Origin of the sequence: Pseudomonas sp. ICMP22404 (assembly GCF_006227205.1) — a bacterium.
Lineage (GTDB): Bacteria > Pseudomonadota > Gammaproteobacteria > Pseudomonadales > Pseudomonadaceae > Aquipseudomonas.
In genome coordinates, this window is record NZ_VCNG01000001.1 from 330,351 (window position 1) to 352,762 (window position 22,412).

22 protein-coding genes and 1 other RNA gene are annotated in these 22,412 nt (G+C 61.3%); 8 read left to right on the forward strand and 15 right to left on the reverse strand.

Annotated elements, in window-relative coordinates; translation table 11 throughout:
• Window positions 1-76: 76 nt before the first annotated feature.
• The 6 genes from FGE05_RS01520 to FGE05_RS01545 all read right to left on the reverse strand — a co-directional run bounded on the left by FGE05_RS01520 (window position 77) and on the right by FGE05_RS01545 (window position 7,515).
• Window positions 77-1,690 (reverse strand): iron ABC transporter permease, encoded by a 1,614-nt coding sequence (locus tag FGE05_RS01520; protein ID WP_139641001.1) that lies wholly within the window; start codon window positions 1,688-1,690, stop codon window positions 77-79.
• 196 nt (window positions 1,691-1,886) lie between these two features.
• Window positions 1,887-2,891, reverse strand: a complete 1,005-nt coding sequence (locus FGE05_RS01525; protein WP_139641003.1) for an extracellular solute-binding protein — start codon at window positions 2,889-2,891, stop codon at window positions 1,887-1,889.
• A 238-nt stretch (window positions 2,892-3,129) separates the two neighbouring features.
• The gene (locus tag FGE05_RS01530) at window positions 3,130-4,347 is read right to left on the reverse strand and encodes a 2-octaprenyl-3-methyl-6-methoxy-1,4-benzoquinol hydroxylase (protein WP_175385260.1); all 1,218 of its coding nucleotides are present in this window, start codon (window positions 4,345-4,347) and stop codon (window positions 3,130-3,132) included.
• 67 nt (window positions 4,348-4,414) lie between these two features.
• Entirely contained in the window at window positions 4,415-5,602 is a 1,188-nt protein-coding gene (gene ubiH, locus FGE05_RS01535) for a 2-octaprenyl-6-methoxyphenyl hydroxylase (RefSeq protein WP_139641008.1), read from the reverse strand.
• On the reverse strand, window positions 5,599-6,933 hold the full coding sequence (gene pepP, locus FGE05_RS01540) for a Xaa-Pro aminopeptidase (protein WP_139641010.1): 1,335 nt from the start codon (window positions 6,931-6,933) through the stop codon (window positions 5,599-5,601). Before pepP ends, ubiH begins: the two co-directional genes overlap by 4 nt.
• A 27-nt stretch (window positions 6,934-6,960) precedes the next feature.
• The gene (locus FGE05_RS01545) at window positions 6,961-7,515 is read right to left on the reverse strand and encodes a YecA family protein (RefSeq protein WP_041024470.1); all 555 of its coding nucleotides are present in this window, start codon (window positions 7,513-7,515) and stop codon (window positions 6,961-6,963) included.
• Window positions 7,516-7,643: 128 nt separating this feature from the next.
• Between FGE05_RS01545 and FGE05_RS01550 the strand changes: the two genes are divergently transcribed.
• The 4 genes from FGE05_RS01550 (at window position 7,644) to FGE05_RS01565 (ending at window position 9,089) form a co-directional block, all read left to right on the forward strand.
• The gene (locus tag FGE05_RS01550; RefSeq protein WP_003177365.1) at window positions 7,644-7,853 is read left to right on the forward strand and encodes a TIGR02449 family protein; all 210 of its coding nucleotides are present in this window, start codon (window positions 7,644-7,646) and stop codon (window positions 7,851-7,853) included.
• Entirely contained in the window at window positions 7,850-8,167 is a 318-nt protein-coding gene (locus FGE05_RS01555; RefSeq protein ID WP_024780504.1) for a cell division protein ZapA, read from the forward strand. The genes FGE05_RS01550 and FGE05_RS01555 overlap by 4 nt, the downstream gene beginning before the upstream one ends.
• Before the next feature lie 30 nt (window positions 8,168-8,197).
• A non-coding RNA gene (gene ssrS, locus FGE05_RS01560) (6S RNA) lies at window positions 8,198-8,377 on the forward strand.
• Window positions 8,378-8,483: 106 nt separating this feature from the next.
• A complete protein-coding gene (locus tag FGE05_RS01565; RefSeq protein WP_139641012.1) occupies window positions 8,484-9,089 on the forward strand; it encodes a 5-formyltetrahydrofolate cyclo-ligase in 606 nt (201 codons plus the stop codon).
• Between the two features lie 35 nt (window positions 9,090-9,124).
• Here the strand turns inward: FGE05_RS01565 and FGE05_RS29750 are convergent, their stop codons facing one another.
• A complete protein-coding gene (locus tag FGE05_RS29750; protein ID WP_175362779.1) occupies window positions 9,125-9,271 on the reverse strand; it encodes a hypothetical protein in 147 nt (48 codons plus the stop codon).
• 195 nt (window positions 9,272-9,466) lie between these two features.
• Here FGE05_RS29750 and FGE05_RS01570 point away from each other — a divergent pair, with 195 nt between their 5' ends.
• Window positions 9,467-9,919, forward strand: coding sequence for an EVE domain-containing protein (locus FGE05_RS01570; protein ID WP_139641014.1), 453 nt, complete (start codon window positions 9,467-9,469; stop codon window positions 9,917-9,919).
• Between the two features lie 118 nt (window positions 9,920-10,037).
• Here the strand turns inward: FGE05_RS01570 and FGE05_RS01575 are convergent, their stop codons facing one another.
• The gene (locus FGE05_RS01575) at window positions 10,038-10,454 is read right to left on the reverse strand and encodes a flagellar basal body-associated protein FliL (protein WP_041024473.1); all 417 of its coding nucleotides are present in this window, start codon (window positions 10,452-10,454) and stop codon (window positions 10,038-10,040) included.
• 150 nt (window positions 10,455-10,604) lie between these two features.
• On the opposite strand from FGE05_RS01575, the gene FGE05_RS01580 reads away from it, so the two are divergent.
• A complete protein-coding gene (locus FGE05_RS01580; RefSeq protein WP_139641016.1) occupies window positions 10,605-11,582 on the forward strand; it encodes an NADPH:quinone oxidoreductase family protein in 978 nt (325 codons plus the stop codon).
• Window positions 11,583-11,815: 233 nt separating this feature from the next.
• Window positions 11,816-13,165 (forward strand): glycerol-3-phosphate transporter, encoded by a 1,350-nt coding sequence (gene glpT, locus FGE05_RS01585; protein WP_139641018.1) that lies wholly within the window; start codon window positions 11,816-11,818, stop codon window positions 13,163-13,165.
• Here glpT and FGE05_RS01590 read toward each other — a convergent pair.
• From FGE05_RS01590 to FGE05_RS01620, 7 genes are all read right to left on the reverse strand, one after another.
• Complete coding sequence (locus FGE05_RS01590; RefSeq protein ID WP_139641020.1) at window positions 13,141-13,809, reverse strand: gamma-glutamylcyclotransferase; 669 nt, start codon at window positions 13,807-13,809, stop codon at window positions 13,141-13,143. The genes glpT and FGE05_RS01590 overlap by 25 nt on opposite strands.
• A 279-nt stretch (window positions 13,810-14,088) precedes the next feature.
• Window positions 14,089-15,057, reverse strand: a complete 969-nt coding sequence (locus FGE05_RS01595) for a CDP-6-deoxy-delta-3,4-glucoseen reductase (RefSeq protein ID WP_139641023.1) — start codon at window positions 15,055-15,057, stop codon at window positions 14,089-14,091.
• Window positions 15,057-16,523 (reverse strand): 4-hydroxy-3-polyprenylbenzoate decarboxylase, encoded by a 1,467-nt coding sequence (gene ubiD, locus FGE05_RS01600; RefSeq protein ID WP_139641025.1) that lies wholly within the window; start codon window positions 16,521-16,523, stop codon window positions 15,057-15,059. The genes FGE05_RS01595 and ubiD overlap by 1 nt, the downstream gene beginning before the upstream one ends.
• Before the next feature lie 78 nt (window positions 16,524-16,601).
• Window positions 16,602-18,557: an acyltransferase family protein gene (locus FGE05_RS01605; protein WP_139641027.1), complete on the reverse strand. Its 1,956-nt coding sequence runs from the start codon at window positions 18,555-18,557 to the stop codon at window positions 16,602-16,604.
• Between the two features lie 140 nt (window positions 18,558-18,697).
• The gene (gene rho, locus FGE05_RS01610) at window positions 18,698-19,957 is read right to left on the reverse strand and encodes a transcription termination factor Rho (protein WP_003206716.1); all 1,260 of its coding nucleotides are present in this window, start codon (window positions 19,955-19,957) and stop codon (window positions 18,698-18,700) included.
• 239 nt (window positions 19,958-20,196) lie between these two features.
• Window positions 20,197-20,526: a thioredoxin TrxA gene (gene trxA, locus FGE05_RS01615; protein ID WP_024780513.1), complete on the reverse strand. Its 330-nt coding sequence runs from the start codon at window positions 20,524-20,526 to the stop codon at window positions 20,197-20,199.
• A 124-nt stretch (window positions 20,527-20,650) separates the two neighbouring features.
• Window positions 20,651-21,355: a FadR/GntR family transcriptional regulator gene (locus tag FGE05_RS01620; RefSeq protein ID WP_139641029.1), complete on the reverse strand. Its 705-nt coding sequence runs from the start codon at window positions 21,353-21,355 to the stop codon at window positions 20,651-20,653.
• A 254-nt stretch (window positions 21,356-21,609) separates the two neighbouring features.
• Between FGE05_RS01620 and FGE05_RS01630 the strand changes: the two genes are divergently transcribed.
• Window positions 21,610-22,395 (forward strand): transporter substrate-binding domain-containing protein, encoded by a 786-nt coding sequence (locus FGE05_RS01630; RefSeq protein WP_139641031.1) that lies wholly within the window; start codon window positions 21,610-21,612, stop codon window positions 22,393-22,395.
• Window positions 22,396-22,412: the final 17 nt, after the last annotated feature.

A 22,412-nucleotide genomic window follows, 5' to 3' on the forward strand; every position in this document is an offset into this window, starting at 1 on the left:
TGGTGGCCGTTGCCGTCAGAAAAGGAACGTATTGGCGAAACAGGACACTCGTACTGACACCTGGGGACTCGCTCTATCAGCTCCGATGAGCCGAACGTCGTATCAATCCGATGACCGGCAACAATCCCACCAGTACCAGGGTCAGCGCCGGCAGCGCGGCCCTGGCCCACTCCCCTTCGCTGGTCATTTCGAAGATCCGCACCGCCAGGGTGTCCCAACCGAACGGACGCATGAGCAGGGTCGCGGGCATTTCCTTGAGCACATCCACGAACACCAGCAACGCGGCACTCAGGGTGCCGGGCAACAGCAGCGGCAGATACACGTTGAAAAACAATCGCGGCCCGCTGACACCGAGACTGCGTGCGGCTTCTGGCAACGACGGACGGATTCGTCCAAGACTGCTTTCCAGAGGCCCGTACGCCACGGCCAGGAAACGCACCAGATAGGCCAGCAACAGGGCTGACAGGCTACCCAGCAGCAGGGGCTTGCCCGCGCCGCCGAGCAAGGTCGACAGCGGGATAACCAGTTCACGGTCCAGGTAGCTGAATGCAAGCATGATCGAGACTGCCAGCACCGAACCCGGCAAGGCGTACCCCAGGTTCGCCAGCCCCACGCCGGCGCGAATAGCCCGGGTCGGGGCCAGGCGCCTGGCGAAGGCCAGCAACAAGGCCACGCAAACGGTGACCAACGCCGCCAGCCCCCCCAGGTAAAGGGTATGGATAATCAACCCGGCATAGCGCTCGTCCAGATCGAAACGGCCCCGCTGCCAGAACCACACCACCAGTTGCAGGACCGGGACGACAAATGCGCAGGCGAATACCAGCAGGCACCAACCGCTGGCTGCCGCGGCCTTGAGGCCATGCAAGGTGTACAAGGCCTTGACCCTGGGCCGTTCGTTACTGGCCCGCTGGGCGCCCCGGGCCCGGCGTTCGCCGTAGAGCACCAGCATCACCGCCAGCAACAACAGGCTGGCCAGTTGGGCAGCACTGGATAAGCTGAAGAAGCCGTACCAGGTCTTGTAGATGGCCGTGGTGAAGGTGTCGAAGTTGAACACCGACACCGCTCCGAAATCCGCCAGGGTTTCCATCAACGCCAGCGCTACGCCCGCCCCGATGGCCGGCCGGGCCATCGGCAATGCCACGCGCCAGAAAGCCTGCCACGGCGACTGCCCGAGCACCCGCGCCGCCTCCATCAAACCCTTGCCCTGGGCCAGGAATGCACTGCGCGCCAGCAGGTACACGTAAGGATAAAAGACCAGGACCAGCACCAGGATGACCCCGCCGGTGGAGCGGACCCGGGGCATGCGCAGGCCGCTGCCGAACCAGTCACGCAACAGGGTTTGCACCGGACCGGCAAAGTCCAGCAGGCCCACGAAGACAAACGCCAGCACGTAGGCAGGAATCGCGAACGGCAGCATCAATGCCCAGTCGAGCCAACGTCGGCCCGGGAACTCACACAGACTGGTGAGCCAGGCAAGGCTGACGCCCAGCACAGTCACACCGACCCCCACGCCCACTATCAGCGTCAGGGTGTTGCCCAACAAGCGCGGCATCTGGGTTTCCCATAGGTGGGACCAGATCTGCGGGTCGATGCTTTGCCAGGACAGCAGCAGCACACTCAAGGGCAACAGGACCAGCGCGGCGATGACGAAGACCAGGGGATACCAGCGGCGTTGGGCGGGGTGGGTCAAGGAAGGTGCTCGTTCAAATGATGCATGGGCAGGCTCACACAGAACCTGTGGCGAGGGGAATTATCCCCGCTGGCTTGCGAAGCAAGCCCATGGAAAACGACTCAGTCCGCCTGACACACAGCATGGCTTCCATCAGGGTCGCTCCGCGACCCTGCGGGGATGAATCCCCTCGCCACAGGGGACCTCGTCCCGTATATCAGTTCCAGCCCGCCCGATCCATCATGCGAATGGCTTCGGCCTGGCGCTTGCCCGCGACCTCCACCGGCAGCGTGTCGGCCTTGAACTTGCCCCAGGCCGCGACTTCCTTGGACGGCTGCACTTGCGGATTGGCTGGAAACTCCTGGTTCACGTCGGCAAAGATACTTTGGGCCTCTGGCGTAGTCATCCACTCCACCAGTTTCTTGGCCGCCTCGGGGTGCGGTGCGTGCCGGGTCAGGCCGATGCCCGACAGGTTGATGTGCACACCCCGGTCGGCTTGGTTCGGCCAGAACAGTTTCACTTTCAGATCCGGCTTCTGCTGGTGCAGGCGACCGTAATAATAGGTGTTGACGATGCCGACGTCGCACTGCCCGGCGTTGATTGCCTCAAGCAATGCGGTGTCGTCGGAAAACACATCGGTGGACAGGTTCCTGACCCAGCCCTTGAGGATCTGTTCGGTTTTTTCGGCACCGTGGGTTTCGATCAGGGTGGCGGTCAGGGACTGGTTGTAGACCTTCTTCGAAGTGCGCAGGCACAGGCGACCCTCCCATTGATCATCCGCCAGGGCTTCGTAGGTGGTCAGCTCGTCGGGTTTGACCCGCTCGGTGGAGTAGGCAATGGTCCGTGCCCGCAGGCTCAAGCCGGTCCAGGCATGGGAAGAAGCACGATATTGAGATGGGATGTTGGCGTCGATCACCGGGGAGGTGAATGGCTGGAGAATGCCCATCTGCTCGGCCTGCCAGAGATTGCCGGCGTCGACGGTGAGCAGCAGGTCTGCGGTGGCATTTTCACCTTCAGCCTTGATGCGCTGCATCAACGGCGCTTCCTTGTCGGTGATGAACTTCACCGATACACCGGTCTTTTTGGTGTAGGCATCGAAGACCGGCTTGATCAGCTCATCGATGCGTGAGGAGTAGACCACCACCTCATCGGCGGCCTGCACGGCAGTGGAGCCGATCAGGGTCAGGGCGAGGGCGGACAGCAGGCGCTTGGGTGCCAACATGGAAGCGGTCTCTCGGTGGGTGAACGAGCGCAAATGATAAAGACTCACATTTGGCAGCTCAATCAAACAGTGGGTGGAGACATTTCCAAATGTTGCCGTACTGGTAGGCTAGCCATGCAATCGTCATCGCGGGCAAGCCTTGCTCCCACAAGGACAGCTCACTTTCACAGATCCAGGCCAACCTGCTCTGTGGGAGCAAGGCATGCCCGCGATAGGGCCATCTGCCCCACCATAACGCTCAGGCCTTGGCCAGATCCGGCAGATCCCCGATCAACCCCAGTGCTTCGCGCACGAACAGCGCTTTGGCCTCGGGCAGGCGGTCCACCAGCTTCAACCCGGTATTGCGCAACCAGCGTACCGGCAATGGATCGGCCTGGAACAGCCGCTCAAAACCTTCCATCGCCGCCATCAGCGCCAGGTTATGGGGCATGCGCCGGCGCTCGTAGCGGCTCAACACCTTGACGTCGGCCAGCCGCTCGCCTCGTGCGGCGGCCTGCAGCAGCACTTCGGCCAGCACAGCCGCGTCGAGGAAACCCAGGTTCACGCCCTGCCCGGCCAGCGGGTGAATGGTGTGGGCCGCATCACCGATCAAGGCCAGGCCTTCGGCCACATAGCGCTTGGCGTGACGCTGGCGCAGCGGTACGCACAGGCGCGGGTCGGCGCCGACCACCTGGCCGAGTCGACCTTCGAAGGCCCGCTCCAGCTCGTTGCAGAAACCGGCGTCATCCAGTGCCATCAGGCGCTGTGCCTCGCCAGGGGTCGTGGACCAGACAATCGAACACCAATCGTGTCGGCCGTCGCGTTCCAAGGGCAGGAATGCCAGCGGGCCGTTGTCGGTGAAGCGCTGCCATGCCGTCATTCGATGAGGCCGGGCGCTGCGAACGCTGGTGACGATGGCATGGTGCAGGTAATCCCACTCGCGGGTGGCAACCCCCGTCAGGCGGCGCACGGCGGAATTCGCGCCGTCGGCGGCGATGACCAGCGGTGCCCGCAGGGTGCGGCCATCAGCCAGGGTCAGCAGCCAGTCATCGCCGGAGCGACGCATCTGTTCGAGTCGCGCATTGGCGAGCAAGCCCAGGTCGCAATCATGCAGCCGGTCCAGCAATGCGTCCTGTACCACACGGTTTTCAACGATATGCCCCAGGGTGTCGGCATGCAGGCTCTCAGCGGAAAAATGAATCTGCCCGGTGCCACTGCCGTCCCATACGTGCATGTCGGTGTAGGGACTGGCGCGGCGCGCAACGATGCCGTCCCAGACGCCAAGGCGCTCGAGGATGCGCTGGCTGGCCGTCGACAGCGCACTGACCCGGGGCTCGAATGCCGCCTGTGGATCGAAGGGTTTGACGCTCATCGGGCTGCCGTCGAGCAACAACACCTGCAAGCCGCTACCCTGCAACGCCAGCGCCAAGGCGCTACCCACCATACCGGCGCCGACAATCAGCAGATCTGCACGCAATTCCATGCCTTAAGCCTGTTTTGCGGGCGACAAGAGCCGCCCATGAAAAGAATGTCCAACCCCATGCCTATACATCGGGCCGGGTCCCAAGGCCCATGGCCTGACGGGCGAACCAGCGCTTGGCGGGGGGCAACGCGTCGAGACCGAGCAGGCCGAGGTTACGGGCCACCGACACCAGTGGCAGGCGACTGCTGAACAGCCGCGTGACCTGGTCAGAGAAACCCACCGTCAAGGCCTGATCCATCCGCTGGCGCTCGCGATAGGCCTGCAGCACGGCAAAATCCCCCGGTGCGCTTTCACTGTCCAGCAAGGCGTCCGCCAAGGCCTGGGCGTCGCGCAGCGACAGGTTGAAGCCCTGCCCGGCAATCGGATGCAAGCTGTGGGCGGCGTTGCCGAGGATCGCCAGATGCGGGCGCACCTGCTCTTCGGCCTCCACCAGCGCCAACGGGTACAGATGTCGCACGCCCACCTGCTTCAACGTCCCCAGGCGATAACCGAACACGCTCTGCAATTCACTGAGGAAACTGCGCTCGTCGAGGTCCGCCAGCCGTTGCGCATCCATGCCCTGGCGGGTCCAGACCAGGGCACAGCGATTCTCCGGCAGCGGCAACAAGGCCATCGGACCGTCATCGGTGAAGCGCTCGAAGGCCATGCCATCGTGGGCTTCGCTGGGGGTGATGTTGGCGATCAACGCGCTCTGGTCATACGGGCGCTTGCGTACACCGACGCCCAGCTGCTCCCGAAGACCGGAACGACCACCGTCGGCCAACACCGCGAGGTCGCATTCCAGGAGCGTTTCGTCATCCAGGGTCAGGCGATAACCGTCAACCAGTGGCTCCATTCGAGTGACTTGCGCCGGGCAACGCCAACTGACCACGTCCTTGTCCAGGCCTTGCCACAGGCACTGGCCAAGCCAGGCGTTTTCCACCACGTAGCCCAAGGCCGGGACGCCTTCCTCGGCGGCCGACAGCCGAGCCGTGGAAAACCGTCCGCGATCGGACACATGGATCTGTTTGATGGGCTCGGCACGCTGGGAAATCTCCTGCCATAGCCCCAGGCGCTGATAGATCTGCCGGGAGCCGAAGGACAATGCCGAGGAGCGGGCATCGTAGCTCGGTTGCCAGGCATGACCTGGGGCGAAGGGCTCGATCAGGACGATCTTCCAGCCCCGGGCCTTGGCCCCCGCCTGCAGGGCCAGGGCCAGGCTCGCACCCACCAGGCCACCGCCGATGATCGCCAGATTGACCCGACTCATGCCACTTGATCCCGTGCGTTGGCCATCAGGGCCTCGATTTCGGCAACGGTCTTGGGTACGCCTCGGGTCAGGATTTCACAACCGCTTCTGGTCACCACTACGTCATCCTCGATGCGCACGCCAATGCCGCGCCATTTTTTCGCTACGCTGCGGTTGCCCGGCGCAATGTAGATGCCCGGCTCCACGGTCAGTGTCATGCCGACTTCCAATACCCGCCATTCACCGCCGACCCGGTATTCACCCACATCATGCACATCCATGCCCAGCCAGTGACCGGCGCGGTGCATGTAGAACGCACGGTAGGCTTCGCTGGCGATCAACTCGTCAACCTCCCCCTCCAGCAGCCCCAGGCGCACCAGCCCCTCGGTAATGACCTGGACCGTCGCCTCATGGGCCTGGTTCCAGTGTTTGTCCGGCGCGATCTCGGCAAACGCCGCTTCCTGGGCCGCCAACACCAACTCGTAGATCGCCTTCTGTTCAGGGGAAAACCTACCGTTGACCGGCCACGTACGCGTGATATCGCTGGCGTAGCAGTCGATTTCACAACCGGCGTCGATCAGCACCAGGTCGCCATCCTTGAGCAGCGCGTCGTTCTGCTGGTAATGCAGGATGCAGCTATTGCGGCCCGCCGCGACAATCGAGCCATAGGCCGGCATTTTCGCCCCACCCTTGCGGAACTCGTAATCCAGCTCGGCTTCCAGGCTGTATTCGTAGAGCCCGGGACGCGCCGCCTGCATCGCCCGGATATGCGCCAGGGCGGAGATCCGCGCCGCTTCACGCATGACCTTCACTTCCGCCGCCGATTTATACAAGCGCATGTCGTGCAGCAAGTGATCCAGGGCAACGAATTCGTTCGGCGGCTGGGCACCGAGGTTGGCCTTGGAGCGAATCACGTTGATCCACTCCATCAGGTGCCGGTCGAATTCCGGGTTGCTGCCCATGGCCGAATACACCCGGTCGCGGCCTTCGATCAGGCCCGGCAGGATGTCGTCGATGTCGGTGATGGGGAATGCGTCGTCGGCACCATAATCACGGATCGCGCCTTCCTGACCGGCGCGCAGGCCATCCCACAACTCACGCTCGGCGTTGCGCTCGCGGCAGAACAGGATGTATTCGCCATGGGCCCGGCCGGGCATCAGCACGATCACCGCCTGCGGCTCGGGGAAACCGCTGAGGTATTGGAAGTCGCTGTCCTGGCGGTAGACATGCTCGACGTCGCGGTTGCGGATCGCAACGGCGGCGGCGGGCAGGATTGCGATGCTGTTGGGTTCCATCTGCGCCATCAGGGCCTTGCGGCGACGGCTGTATTCCGATTTCGGGATATGAATCATGGGCAGACGGTGTTCCCTTTCAAGCAATCAGTGCAAGGACGGTTTGGCGGCCGGTTCAGCGGTTTTTTTCGTCTCGGTGAACAGCAGCAGTGGCGCGACTCGCAGGTATTCCATCACTTCCATATAGTCGCTTTCGCCGTCATCGGACTCTTCCAGGGCATCCTGGACCTGCGAGATCGCGGCCAGATCCTGCAACACCTCATTGGCCTCGGCGCTCAGCGCATAGGCACGGCGGGTCAGGCCAAAGCCGGCGAGGAAGCCCTGGCACCACTGGCCCAGGGCCGCGGCACGCTCGGCCAGCGGCGCATCGTCGGTGGGTAGCAGCAGGACGACGGTCATGTCATCGCTGGTCAGCTCGCCCTTGACCATTTCCTGCAGGCCAATGAGAGCATTGCGGACATTGTCCGCCGGCTCGCCTTCGAGCAGCTCGGCGGCATCGGCCAGCCAGCCTTCGGCGTCGAAGCCGGCACCCGCGCAGCTACGGCCGAGCAACAGGCCGTGCAGTTCGGCAGGCGATACGGGGTGGCCGCTGGTGCTCAGCAGGGTGGCGAACGCTTGATACGGGGAATTCTGAATGGGCATGGGCAGCTAGGCGCCAGACGGCGCTATGTCTAGAATGGAGGCCTTGTATCCTACATCGACAGACTCGCCAAGACTATCAGAGGCTGTGCGACACACCTCCCCATCAGACACAATCTTCAGTGGACACAATGGAAGACACCGACCTGCAAGCGCTGATGGCCAGACTCGAATTGCTAATTGACCGGGTCGAGCAACTAAAGAGCCAAAACGGACTCTTATTAGCTCAGGAAAAAACCTGGCGCGAGGAACGCGCTCACCTCATTGAAAAAAACGAAATCGCCCGGCGTAAGGTCGAATCAATGATTTCGCGCCTCAAGGCCCTGGAGCAAGACTCATGAGTTCAAGCAATAGCGTTACCGTGCAGATCCTCGACAAAGAATATTCGATCATCTGCCCCCAGGAAGAGCGCAGCAACCTGGTGAGCGCTGCCCGTTACCTGGATGGCAAGATGCGCGAGATCCGCAGCAGCGGCAAAGTCATCGGCGCCGACCGCATCGCCGTAATGGCCGCCTTGAACATCACCCACGACCTGCTGCATCGCCAGGATACACCTGATGTGCAGGTCAGCGGATCGACCCGTGAACAGGTGCGCGACCTGCTGGAACGGGTGGATCTGGTACTGGCCACCGATCCAGACGTCAGCAAGGGCTGATTCGCGAAGCTGCCTGGGGTATACTTGCGTCACTCCCTGGGGTGCTTGCCAGTTGGTGATGTCCCTGAGCCGATACGCACAACCACGGGGGTTGCACGTTGGGGCCGGTGTGCATGTCCGCTTGACGGAAAGCCTTAACGCCTCCTGCAACTTCCACCTTGAACTCTCGGGTTCAAGGGCTAAGCCGGCAGCGGTTCATCCGGGGAGCCTGATTTTCCAGACAATGCCAGTCTTCAAGACTGGCATTGTCGTGTCTGGCGCAGGCATTTCTGGGCGGTTACGCTGTGTCATCCAAGCCAGACTCGAAGCATCGACCATGTCCGAACCCGCGTTGCTGCCCCGCCCCCAACTTCGACGCCTGCTGCGCCAGGCCCGTCGCGCCCTGACGCCAGCCCAACAACGGCAAGCCGCCCAAGGGCTCTACCGGCAACTGGCCCAGCATCCAATGTTTCGCCGCGCCAGGCACGTCGCCCTGTACCTGCCCAACGATGGCGAGATTGACCCGCGCCTGCTGCTGCGCGCCGCCCAGCGCCGGGGCAAGGCCACTTACCTGCCGGTGCTCAGCCCATGGCCGCGGACCAAGATGGTTTTCCAGCGCATCCGTCCCGGTGAGCAACTGCACCCCAATCGTTTTCGTATTCTCGAACCACGGATCGATGTCGCCCGGCAACGCAAGGTCTGGACACTGGACCTGGTATTGCTGCCACTGGTGGGGTTCGACGATGTAGGCGGCCGACTGGGCATGGGGGGCGGGTTTTATGACCGCAGCCTGGCGTACTTGGCGCGACGCAAGTCATGGCGCAAGCCAACGTTGCTGGGACTGGCCCATGAATGCCAGAAAGTCGAAAGACTCGCGCAGGCGAGCTGGGATGTACCGCTGCAAGGAACGGTCAGTGACAGGCATTGGTATATCGCAGGATAGGCGCCGCGCAACTCAGCGGCGCCTGGGAAACAGACTCAGCGTTTAAGCGGTGGCGCAGGTTGGGTGATGTCCATCGGTGCCTCGGTCTTGTTCGCCCACAGGCTTTGAGCATAACCCGTGGTCACGACACCCAGGCCGAACAGAATGACCAGAATCCACAACAAATCCGGTTTGCGTTTCATCGATTGCCCCCCTCAAGGCATATCACACACGATGACAGCAGCGGTTTTCTTATTTGGCCGTGCAGCAGCGTCAAGCTTGGAAGGCCGGCATTTTGCGACAACCTCGACCGCCACGCAAACTCTGGCGTCAACCGACTGTCGGTTTGTCATAAAATCGCTGAACTATTTTTAGCACACCGCCCAGGAGTAGACGTCATGGCCTATTGGCTGATGAAATCCGAGCCCGACGAATTGTCCATCCAGGACCTGGAAAAGCTCGGCCAGGCCCGCTGGGACGGGGTTCGCAACTACCAGGCACGCAATTTCCTGCGGGCCATGGCGCAAGGCGATTCCTTCTTTTTCTACCACTCCAGCTGCCCGGAGCCAGGCATTGCCGGAATCGGGCAGATCGTCCGGACGGCCTACCCGGACCCCACGGCGCTCGAGCCCGACAGCCACTACTTTGATCAGAAGGCCAGTCCGGATAAAAACCCCTGGACCGCGATCGACGTCACCCATATCGAAACCTTTTCCCGCGTGCTGAAACTCGACTACCTCAAGCAGCAAACCGCCCTGGCCGAAATGCCGCTGGTACAGAAGGGCTCACGCCTGTCGGTGATGCCGGTGACGGCAGAACAGTGGGCAGCGGTGATGGCGCTGAGGCCCTAGCACTATCGGCGCCCCTCGGTCCGCCATCGCTAGCAGGCTCGCTCCCACAGGGGATCTTCATCGATTCAATGTGGGAGCGAGCCTGCTCGCGATGAGGCACGCTCGGACAGCAGGCGACTTACTGAATGATCAGGTTGTTGAACAACAGATCATCCACCATCGGCTTGCCGGTCTCGTCGTTCATCACTTGCTGGGTCTGCTTCAACGCTTCCTGGCGCAACTTTTCCTTGGCTTCAAGGCTGTTCATGGTCTCGCTGGTCTGCTGGGCGAACAGCGCAACCAATTGGTTACGAATCAGTGGTTCATTGGCCTTCACCGCGGCTACAGCGGCATCGCCGGTGACGCGCAGGGCCACGTCGGCCTTGTAGACCTTCAGTTTCGCCGTGCCATCCAGACCGTAGTTGCCCACAAAGGGCGGGCTCAGGGTGATGTAGCTGACCTTCGGCGCCTCACCTTCTTTTGCTTCCTTGGCTTCTTCGGCCATGACTGCCGCAGGCAACGACAGGGCTAGCATCAACACGATCCACGCTTTCACATTCGACTCCTCATCCGGTTTGCGGCCCAGCATACCGACCCGCCGTTCAAGCACAAGCTTATGGCCGGCTATCAGGGCGGGGCATGCTCGTTGACCCGTTGTCTCTCACACCTACACTTATCGGCCATCACTCCCAAAGGAATAGCCCTGATGAAAGCCGTGCTGTGCAAAGAATTCGGCCCTGCCGAATCGCTAGTGCTGGAAGAGGTCGCCAGCCCCGTCGCGAAGAAGAACGAAGTGCTGCTGGACGTGCACGCCGCCGGGGTGAACTTCCCTGACACGCTGATCATCGAGGGCAAATATCAATTCAAACCGCCCTTCCCGTTTTCTCCCGGCGGCGAAGCGGCGGGGGTCGTCAGGGATGTGGGTGAAAAGGTCAGTCACCTCAAGGTCGGTGACCGAGTGATGGCGCTGACCGGCTGGGGCAGCTTTGCCGAACAGGTCGCGGTGCCGGGCTACAACGTATTGCCGATCCCGGCGTCCATGGACTTCAACACCGCGGCAGCCTTCAGCATGACCTACGGCACCTCGATGCATGCCCTCAAGCAGCGGGCCAACCTGCAGCCCGGTGAAACCCTCCTGGTGCTCGGTGCCTCCGGCGGCGTAGGCCTGGCGGCGGTGGAGATCGGCAAGGCCATGGGGGCCCGGGTGATCGCCGCCGCCAGCAACGCGGAAAAACTCGCCGTAGCCAAGGCCGCCGGCGCCGACGAATTGATCAATTACAGCGAAACCAGCCTCAAGGACGAGATCAAACGCCTCACCGACGGCCAGGGCGCCGATGTCATCTACGATCCGGTGGGCGGCGATCTGTTCGACCAGGCCATCCGCTCCATCGCCTGGAATGGCCGGCTACTGGTGGTCGGCTTCGCCAGTGGACGTATTCCCGAATTGCCAGTGAACCTGGCCCTGCTAAAAGGCGCTGCCGTGGTGGGTGTATTCTGGGGCTCCTTTGCCCAGCGCCAGCCCCAGGACAACGCCACCAACTTCCAACAATTGTTCGGCTGGTTCGCCGAGGGCAGGCTCAAGCCGCTGGTCTCGCAACTGTATCCACTGGACAACGCCGCCCAGGCGATCAACGACCTCGCCCAGCGCAAGGCTGTGGGAAAGGTGGTTGTGCAGGTGCGTTGACTGCATCGATGCGGCCCCGAAGCCCACGGCATCGGGCCGCGACTCCGTAATATCCAAGCGCTTGCAGCACCAAGGCCCACAACGTCGCCCGCTTGTGCCTGGGCGACGCGTTCGTTTATGAACATCCCTCCGGCAATATTTCCACTGTGCAGTGCAAAACAAGCGATGCTATTTTCGGTAATGAAACTGTAACATTCGCATTCGCAGTCATAACAAGAATCCGGAGTCCTTGAATGTTTGCTTTCTTTCGCCCTGCCGCACACCAGGCCCCCCTGCCTGAAGAAAAAATAGACAGCACCTACCGACGCCTTCGTTGGCAGATTTTTGCCGGGATTTTCATTGGGTATGCGGGTTACTACCTGCTGCGCAAGAACTTCACCCTGGCATTCCCTGACCTGATCGCCCAAGGCTATACAAAAGGCCAGCTTGGCGTGGCGGTGTCGGCGATTGCGATCGCCTACGGTCTTTCCAAGTTTCTGATGGGCATCGTGTCCGACCGTTCCAACCCTCGCTACTTCCTGCCGTTTGGCCTGGTGATGTCCGCCGCGGTGATGTTCGTGTTCGGTTTCGCACCGTGGGCGACGTCCAGCGTGACCATGATGTTCATCCTGTTGTTCATCAACGGCTGGGCGCAAGGCATGGGTTGGCCACCAAGCGGGCGAACCATGGTGCACTGGTGGTCGCAGAAAGAACGTGGCGGTGTGGTTTCGGTATGGAACACCGCGCATAACGTCGGTGGCGGCCTGATTGGCCCGTTGGCGATCCTTGGCATGGGATGGTTCAACGACTGGCATAGCAAGTTCTACGTACCGGCTGCCGTGGCCCTGCTGGTGGCTGCATTTGCCTTCATTGTCATGCGCGACACCCCGCAGTCAACGGGCTTGCCGCCCATCGAGAAGTACAAGAACGATTACCCGGAAGGGTACGACGCCAGCCACGAGAACGAATTCAGCGCCAAGGACATCTTCGTCAAATATGTGCTGCGCAACAAAATGCTCTGGTTCATCGCACTGGCCAACGTCTTCGTCTATTTGCTGCGCTACGGCATCCTGGACTGGGCGCCGACCTATCTTAAAGAGGTCAAGCACTTCGACTTCGACAAGACGTCCTGGGCTTACTTCCTGTACGAATGGGCAGGGATTCCCGGCACGCTGCTGTGCGGCTGGATGTCGGACAAGATCTTCCGGGGCAACCGTGGCCTGACGGGCATGGTGTTCATGGCGCTGGTGACCGTAGCGACCCTGGTGTACTGGCTCAATCCGCCGGGCAACCCGATGATCGACATGATCTCGTTGTTCGCGATCGGCTTCCTGATCTATGGCCCGGTGATGCTGGTGGGTCTGCAGGCGCTGGAATTGGTACCCAAGAAAGCGGCCGGTACGGCTGCCGGTTTTACCGGCCTGTTCGGTTACCTGGGCGGCTCAGTCGCGGCCAGTGCCCTGATGGGTTACACGGTGGACTATTTCGGCTGGAACGGCGGTTTCATCCTGCTGATTGCCGCGTGCCTGCTGGCCATGGCGTTCCTCGCGCCAACCCTTGGGCACAAGCAAGTCAGCAGTCAGAGCCGCGAGGCGGTGGCCTGATCGAGGGTTGATCTGCAACGCTTGAGCCGCGCCTCCAGATTCCGATCCGGCATGGCGTGGCTACGCAGGGCGTGGATGGTCTGCTCGACATAATCGCGAGTCGTGCCGAAACGCCCGCAGGCACTTTCGAACACCTGGCTCAGCACATGGTCCGGCAGGTTGCCGGCATAGCTGGGCAGGTGTCGCTCCAGCACAAAGCCCAGGGCCTGCACACGGTCGCCGTTCTCAAGGCGGCAACTGAGCCAGTGCGGGCGATAGGACGGAACCGGCATTTCCCGCTGCCACAAGGCAAACAACGAGTCCTCGAGATTCTCCTCCGGCAATCGGTAGGCGAAACCGCTGCATGAGCCGCCGCGATCCAGCCCGAACACCAGCCCCGGCAATTCCGGCGTACCGCGATGCTCGTGGGACCACAGGTACAAGCCGCGATGATAACCGTGGATCCGTCCGCGCATCCGCTCCACTGCCGTGCATTCAGGCCGCCAGATCAATGAACCGTAAGCGAACAACCAGACCGGGCCACCCTGGTGAAGGCTCATGGTCGATTGCATCGAAGCGAGCAATTGTTCTCGGGTCAGTTGCGCGCCCAAGTCGAGCCGTGGCGGGTAGAGGGCGCAGGTAATGGCGGTTTCGATAGCGGTCATGGCCGGTAGCGGAAGGCTCCTCGCAAGGATGAGAAATGGATGGCGCGCGCGTCATGGGGCTGACGCTTGTCAGAACCCACGCAAGTTGGATGCCACTGACACCCATGGCACTGGAAAATACCTGTGGCGAGGGGATTTATCCCCGTTGGGCTGCGTAGCAGCCCTAAAACCTGAGCGCTCGGTGGGTCAGATAAATTGATGGGGGCTGCTACGCAGCCCAGCGGGGATAAATCCCCTCGCCACAAAAAAGCATCATCTAGAATCGTTCAAGATCAAGGCTCAGGCGCGTGGTGCGTAGGCAAACACGTCGGCGCGCATCTGATGGGCATCCATCCCGGCTTCCACCAGCGCGTCGAGGGTGGCATAGATCATGGCCGGTGAGCCGCTGGCGTAGACATGCACACCCGACAGGTCGCTGATGTCCTCGCATACCGCTTCATGGAGCATGCCACAGCGCCCTTCCCAGCCACACAGGTCGCTGACGACCTTGTGCAGGAACAGGTTCGGCAGCTTCTTCCACTCGTCCCAATGCTCGATTTCATAGAAATCGTCCGGCCGCCGCACGCCCCAATAGAGATGCACCGGATGCTTGAAGCCCTCTGCCCGACAGTGCTCGATCAGGCTGTGCATCTGCGCCATGCCGGTGCCGGCGGCGATCAACACCAAGGGGCCGTCCGGCAATTCGGACAAGTGAGTGTCGCCAAAAGGCATTTCGACATGAACGTTGGGGTTGCGATGCAGTTGATCCAGCAGCGCCTTCGCACTGTTTTCGCGCACCAGCACATGCAATTGCAGATCGCGTCCCGAATGAGGCGCCGACGCCAGGGAAAAAGCCGACTTATCGCCGTTCTCCCGCTCGATCATCAGATACTGCCCCGCGTGATAGCGCGGCGGCTTGCCCGCCGGTGCACGCAGACTGACCCGCCAGACATCGCCGCCCACATCAACGCAGCCAGTGACCTGACACGCCAGGCGACGCACCGGCAGCTCGCCCGGCGCCAAGACCCCGTCCCACAACACCACACAGTCCTCCAGGGGCTCGGCGATGCAGGTGAAGATCTCTCCGTGATCACGCACGTCGCCAGCCTGCTGCACGCGGCCTTCCACCAGCAACGCGCCACAGACATGGCAGTTGCCGTTGCGGCAGCTTTGCGGGCATTCATAGCCCAGGCGCCGCGCACCATCGAGAATCCGCTCGGCGGGCCGTATCTCCAGCACCGCACCGGACGGCTGCAAGGTCACACGCATCAATCTATTCCTAACTGATTCCAAATGGCATCGATCCGTTGGGTAACGGCTTCATCCTTGACGATAACCCGGCCCCACTCACGGGTGGTTTCACCGGGCCATTTATGCGTGGCATCGAGTCCCATCTTCGACCCCAGGCCGGAGACCGGCGAAGCGAAGTCGAGGTAGTCGATCGGCGTGTTCTCGATCATCACCGTGTCGCGCTTGGGATCCATGCGCGTGGTGATGGCCCAGATCACATCGTTCCAGTCCCGTGCATTGATATCGTCGTCAGTGACGATAACGAACTTGGTGTACATGAACTGTCGCAGAAACGACCAGACACCCAGCATCACCCGCTTGGCATGCCCTGGATACGACTTCTTCATGGTCACCACGGCCATGCGGTACGAGCAGCCTTCCGGCGGCAGGTAGAAGTCAGTGATCTCCGGGAACTGCTTTTGCAGGATCGGCACGAATACTTCGTTCAGCGCCACACCGAGGATGGCCGGCTCATCGGGCGGACGACCGGTGTAGGTGCTGTGGTAGATCGGTTTGATCCGATGGGTGATGCGCTCGACGGTGAACACCGGGAAGCTGTCGACTTCGTTGTAGTAGCCGGTGTGATCGCCGTACGGACCTTCATCGGCCATTTCGCCGGGGTGGATCACGCCTTCGAGGATGATCTCGGCGGTGGCCGGGACCTGCAGGTCGTTGCCGCGGCATTTCACCAGTTCGGTACGGTTGCCTCGCAGCAGGCCGGCGAAGGCGTATTCGGAGAGGCTGTCCGGTACGGGCGTGACCGCCCCGAGAATGGTCGCCGGGTCCGCGCCCAGTGCTACCGATACGGGGAAAGGCTGGCCGGGGTGTTTTTCGCACCACTCGCGATAGTCCAGCGCACCGCCACGATGGCTCAGCCAGCGCATGATGACCTTGTTGCGACCAATCACCTGCTGGCGATAGATACCGAGGTTCTGGCGATCCTTGTTCGGGCCTTTGGTGACGGTCAGGCCCCAGGTGATCAGCGGCCCCACATCGCCCGGCCAGCAGGTCTGCACCGGCAGCATCGCCAGGTCGACGTCATCACCCTCGATCACCACTTCCTGGCAAATCGCATCCTTGACGACTTTCGGCGCCATGGAAATGATCTTGCGGAAAATCGGCAGTTTGGACCAGACGTCCTTCAGGCCCTTGGGTGGCTCGGGCTCCTTGAGAAACGCCAGCAGCTTGCCGATCTCGCGCAGCTCGTCGACCGACTCGGCGCCCATGCCCATGGCCACGCGCTCAGGCGTGCCGAACAGGTTGCCCAGTACCGGTATGTCGTAGCCTGTTGGGTTCTCGAACATCAACGCCGGGCCTTTGGCCCGCAGCGTGCGGTCGCAGACTTCCGTCATCTCCAGCACCGGAGAGATGGGAACCTGGATGCGTTTCAACTCGCCGCGCTGCTCAAGCTGCTGCACGAAATCCCGAAGATCCTTGAATTTCATTGAGATGCCACCCCGAAAATAGGCGTACATCCTACCTTCTCCAGCGCCCGAACAGCAGCCCGCACGTGCGCAGAGCGGTCAATTATCGGCAGTACCCAGCAGCAGTGGAGCAAACAACGGTCCCAGGCGAGCACTACCGACGTCCGACAAATGATCCTCATCCCGGTATTGCGAGTAACCATTGGCCTCGATTGGGCAGACACGATCCGAGCACATCAACGGCGTAGGGTCGATGACATGTACCCCAGCGTCGGCAGCCTTCATCGAGTCGAACAAGGCGCTCAGGAAGCGCTGGCGCGCCATGTGCTCCGAGAGTGGGCGGCCCAGCCCCTCGGCTGAACGCCCTATCCGCGCCAGACTCGTCAGTCGACCGATGGCACCCTTACGCTGCAATGGCACCTCCTTGAACAACCAGACCTGCGCACCCGTCGCCCTGATCGCTGCGACCCGTGCCTTGAGCCCTGCGGCCATGCGCGCCTCGGCTTCGGCGGTATTGTCACGAGGATCGAGCAGCACCTTCTTGTCGCCGTCCTCACGACCGTAGACATAAAGGCTCCAGTTGGATGCCAGTACTACGTCCCTGATCTTCAGGCGACGAACCTGATCCATGGTCCGCTCGTTGAAATCCTTGCAACGCGGCCTCGGGTCATCGCTGAGAATTGGCGGGCAGGCGCTCATGCTGTAAAGCCAGACCGGGCCACCACCGTGCGCGGCGCTACTTTCAATTGCCGGCAACAGCGCCGCAGCGTGACTGTCGCCCCAGAACAGCCGGGTCACCGGGGCATCCTTTTGCCCGCCCAGCAGGCATGCCTTGTCCGGACGTTTGTCTGAAGTCACCAGCATGCATTTCATCTGCCCCGCTCGCCATTCCCGCGCCTGCGCGTACTCCATGGCTTTCCCGGTAAGGCGTTGGGGAAAGCCGTCCGCCGACCGCACCACCGACCCGCTTACAGCCAGGACAGCCATGGCCAGCAGCCCTCCCACCAACACGGGTTTACGTCCAGCCAGCAGGCGCTTTTCACGGAACGGAAGCTCAACGAAACGCCAGCTCAGCCAGGCAAAAACCAGCGCCAGCAGAATCCAGCCCGCGGCCTCCCAGGGCTGGATTCCGTCGATGGAGATGGCGTTGGCATAGACGTAGACCGGCCAATGCCACAGGTAAAAGGAATAGGAAAGCAAACCAACCCAGACCAGAGCCCTGGTACTTAACACCTGAGCGACCCAGGTCGAACACCGGGCGCCTGACCAGATCAACGCCGTGGTACCGAGCACCGGGAATAAAGCGGACCAGCCCGGAAACACCGTTGTTTCGTCGAAAGTGAAAACCGCCGCCAGCACCGCCACCAATCCAGCCACGGCGGCGAACTGGCAGACCCACGGCCGAACTGCGTGCCTGGGCGCAGGCAAGACCGCCAGCATCGCCCCGCACAAAAGCTCCCAGGCACGGGTCGGCAGCGAGAAGAAAGCGACGTCAGGCTTGCGGTCGATGTAAGCGATATTCAGCCCGAAAGAAATCAGCAGCAGGGCAAACAGCATCCAACGCCAATGGCGAACGTGGCGCATCAACAGCACCATCAGCAGAGGAAAGAAGATGTAGTACTGCTCTTCAACAGCCAGGGACCAAGTGTGAAGCAGCGGCTTCAAATCCGAGGCAGGCGCGAAATAGCCATCTTCACGCATGAACAGGATGTTTGAGATAAACAGCGACTGATAACGAACCGTCCTGCCAAGCTCTGAAAAGTCCTTGGCCGTCAGTAGCAACCAGCCCACGGCCAACGTTGCCAGCAGCACCATGCTCAAGGCCGGGAGGATACGTCGCGCCCGACGCGCCCAGAAATCAGCGAAGCTGAAACGCTGCGCACTGATCTCGCGGAACAGGATACTGGTGATCAGGAACCCGGAAATAACGAAAAAGACGTCGACGCCGACAAAACCACCGCTGAATGTGCCGAAACCGAAGTGAAACAAAACAACCGGAATAACGGCCAGCGCCCTCAAGCCATCAATGTCACGGCGGTTGCCAAACGTATGCATAACGCTCCTTGTCGCTTTGAAGACCCATAATGAACACGGACACCAGCCGGCCCACGGAAGTTGTCCATTTTGATACAAAACTTTGCAAAAAAAAGAGCGCCTCATCTGAGGCGCCCTTTTTTCTACAACCTGACTTCGTGTTACTTGCGCTTCATCGACAGGAAGAACTCATCGTTGGTCTTGGTCGTCTTCAACTTGTCGACCAGGAACTCGATGGCAGCCACTTCGTCCATCGGGTGCAGCAGCTTGCGCAGGATCCACATGCGCTGCAACTCGTCATCGGCGGTCAGCAACTCTTCGCGGCGAGTGCCGGAGCGGTTGATGTTGATGGCCGGGAACACGCGCTTCTCGGCGATGCGACGATCCAGGGGCAGCTCCATGTTGCCGGTGCCCTTGAATTCCTCGTAGATCACTTCGTCCATCTTCGAACCGGTTTCAACCAGTGCGGTGGCGATGATGGTCAGCGAGCCGCCTTCTTCGATGTTGCGCGCGGCGCCGAAGAAACGCTTCGGTTTTTCCAGAGCGTGGGCATCGACACCACCGGTCAGCACCTTGCCGGAGCTCGGGATCACGGTGTTGTAGGCACGGGCCAGACGGGTGATGGAGTCCAGCAGGATGACCACGTCCTTCTTGTGCTCGACCAGGCGCTTGGCCTTCTCGATCACCATTTCGGCGACTTGCACGTGACGGGTCGGCGGCTCGTCGAACGTCGAGGCAACCACTTCGCCGCGCACGGTACGCTGCATCTCGGTCACTTCTTCCGGACGCTCGTCGATCAGCAGCACGATCAGATGAACTTCAGGGTTGTTACGGGCGATGTTGGCCGCGATGTTCTGCAGCATGATCGTCTTGCCCGCTTTCGGCGGCGCCACGATCAGACCACGCTGACCTTTGCCGATGGGTGCGCACAGGTCGATGACACGACCGGTGAGGTCTTCGGTGGAGCCGTTGCCAGCTTCCATCTTCATGCGCACAGTCGGGAACAGCGGGGTCAGGTTTTCGAAAAGAATCTTGTTCTTCGCGTTTTCCGGACGGTCGAAGTTGATCGTGTCGACCTTGAGCAGCGCGAAGTAACGCTCGCCTTCCTTCGGAGGGCGGATCTTGCCAACGATGGTGTCACCGGTGCGCAAGTTGAAGCGACGGATCTGGCTCGGCGAGACGTAGATATCGTCCGGGCCGGCGAGGTAGGAAGCGTCCGCGGAACGGAGGAAGCCGAAGCCGTCCTGGAGAATCTCCAGCACGCCATCACCGGAGATTTCCTCGCCGCTCTTCGCGTGCTTCTTGAGCAGGGAGAAAATCACGTCCTGCTTGCGCGAACGGGCCATATTTTCTATGCCCATCTGTTCGGCCAATTCGAGCAGTTCGGTAATCGGCTTTTGCTTGAGTTCAGTCAGATTCATATAGGAATGACGTAATCATTTATGGAGGGGAAATTAAGCTTTTGGCTTAATGAGGCCGCGCCGCGGAGAAGGCGACAGGATCGCGTACTTATTCGAAAGGAGTGCGTCGGCGACGGCTTGCAGGGGGCAATGGAGAAACCAGTGCGGGGCCGAATGTACCACCTGGATTTGCGAGCGTCTAGCCCCGAATAACGAAAAAGCCCCGCGATTGGCGGGGCTTTTTCAATGGCATTCGGCGCTTAGATGTTGGCGTCGAGGAAAGCAGCCAGTTGCGATTTCGACAGCGCACCGACCTTGGTGGCTTCGACGTTGCCGTTCTTGAACAGCATCAGCGTCGGGATACCACGCACGCCGTGCTTGGCCGGGGTTTCCTGGTTTTCGTCGATGTTCAGCTTGGCGACAGTCAGCTTGCCCTTGTAGGTCTCGGCAATCTCGTCCAGAACCGGAGCGATCATCTTGCAGGGACCGCACCACTCAGCCCAATAGTCGACCAGTACCGCGCCTTCGGACTTGAGTACTTCGTCGTCGAAGCTAGCGTCGGTAACGTGTTTGATCAGATCGCTGCTCATGGAAATCTCCGGGGTTGTCAGCAAAAAAACGTGGCCCATCATAGCTGCCCTTCCCGGGTTCAGGAAGTCACTGTTGATTGAGTCTCGCTATGGCGCCAGACGCATTTTGACATGAGCCAGGTCATCAGGCGGCCGGGGCGACGAAGCAGATTCCGGTGCGTAGCGCAGCGTTGCGGACATGCTCCTGCATGGCTTTCTGGGCAGAGCCCGAGGAGCGCCGGGACAGTGCCCGCAGGATTTTTCGGTGCTCCTGCCAGGTTTCCATGGCCCGTTCCGCCCTGATGAACGGCAACTTCTGGCTCTCCAGGAAGATCTCGGCGCTGGCGGTGAGGATGTTCAGCATCGCCTGGTTGCCGCCGGCCTGCAGGATTCGCCGATGAAATTCGAAATCCAGCCGCGCCGCCGCGTCGAAATCCCCTGATTTCAGCTCCCGGCGCATGGCCTCGACGTTGTCACCCAGCACGTCGAGCTCATCGGGGCTCAGCGTCGCCGCCGCCATTCCGGCTGCGAAACCCTCCAGGGCATAGCGCAACTGGAAGATATCCAGTGGCGAGACCTGGGCCGCGAATGGCCAACCCGCTGTCGACTCACCGTGAGAAACCTCCACCGACGATTGTACGAACACCCCTTTGCCGGGCTGCACGCTGATCATCCCCAGCGCACTCAACGACGACAGGGCCTCGCGCAAGGACGCCCGACTCACGCCCAGTTGCAGTGCCAGATCCCGTTGCGACGGCAACGCATCCCCCGGACCGAAGCCTTCATCGGCGATCAGTTTGCGGATGCCTTGCAAGGCCACTTCGGGAACTGCACGGGAGATGGAATTCATGTTTTTTCGGGTATATCCGGCCAGTGAGCGACTAGTTGTAAAGCTATTCGCCGCGCCCGGCAAGTCGTGCCCCAGCAGGGTTCGACGGCCGATACCGACGCTCGATAAAGGTGCGAAACGCGGCCCAACTGTTCAGACCAGTCAGACCGAGCCGCGCCAGCAAATCCGCGGCCTTGGCGGGTTTGAAATCGCGTTGGCATGGCCTGTGCTCTGTCCGAACGCAGAAATCACATCACCGACCGCGGAGATTCACCATGATCCAGCGTTGCAGCGCCCTGCTCACCGTCCTGTTTGCCAGCCTGATGCTCTGCCAGTTGCCCGCCCACGCCGACGGACTGGAGGACGTGGTCAAGCGCGGCACCCTCAAAGTCGCGGTGCCCCAGGATTTCCCGCCGTTCGGCTCGGTAGGCCCGGATATGAAACCCCGCGGCCTGGACATCGATACCGCGAAGCTGCTGGCCGACCAGCTCAAGGTCAAGCTTGAGCTTACGCCGGTCAACAGCACCAATCGCATTCCGTTCCTGACCACCGGCAAGGTCGACCTGGTGATCTCCAGCCTGGGCAAGAACCCGGAACGCGAGAAGGTGATCGATTTTTCCAGCGCCTACGCGCCGTTCTATCTCGCCGTATTCGGCCCGCCCGAGGCCGCCATCAATGGCCTGGACGATCTCAAGGGCAAGACCATCAGCGTCACCCGGGGCGCCATCGAAGACATCGAACTGACCAAGGTCGCCCCGGAAGGCACCACCATCAAGCGCTTCGAAGACAATAATTCGACCATCGCAGCCTACCTCGCCGGCCAGGTGGACCTGATCGCCAGCGGCAACGTGGTGATGGTCGCCATCAGTGAGCGCAACCCCAAGCGTGTCCCGGCGCTGAAAGTGAAACTCAAGGACTCGCCGGTGTACGTCGGCGTGAACAAGAACGAGCCCGCGCTGCTGGACAAGGTCAACCAGATCCTCGCCACGGCCAAGACCGATGGCAGCCTGGAGAAAAACTCTCAGACCTGGCTCAAGCAGCCGCTGCCGGCCGATCTCTGATCGTCATTCGAGAGGCT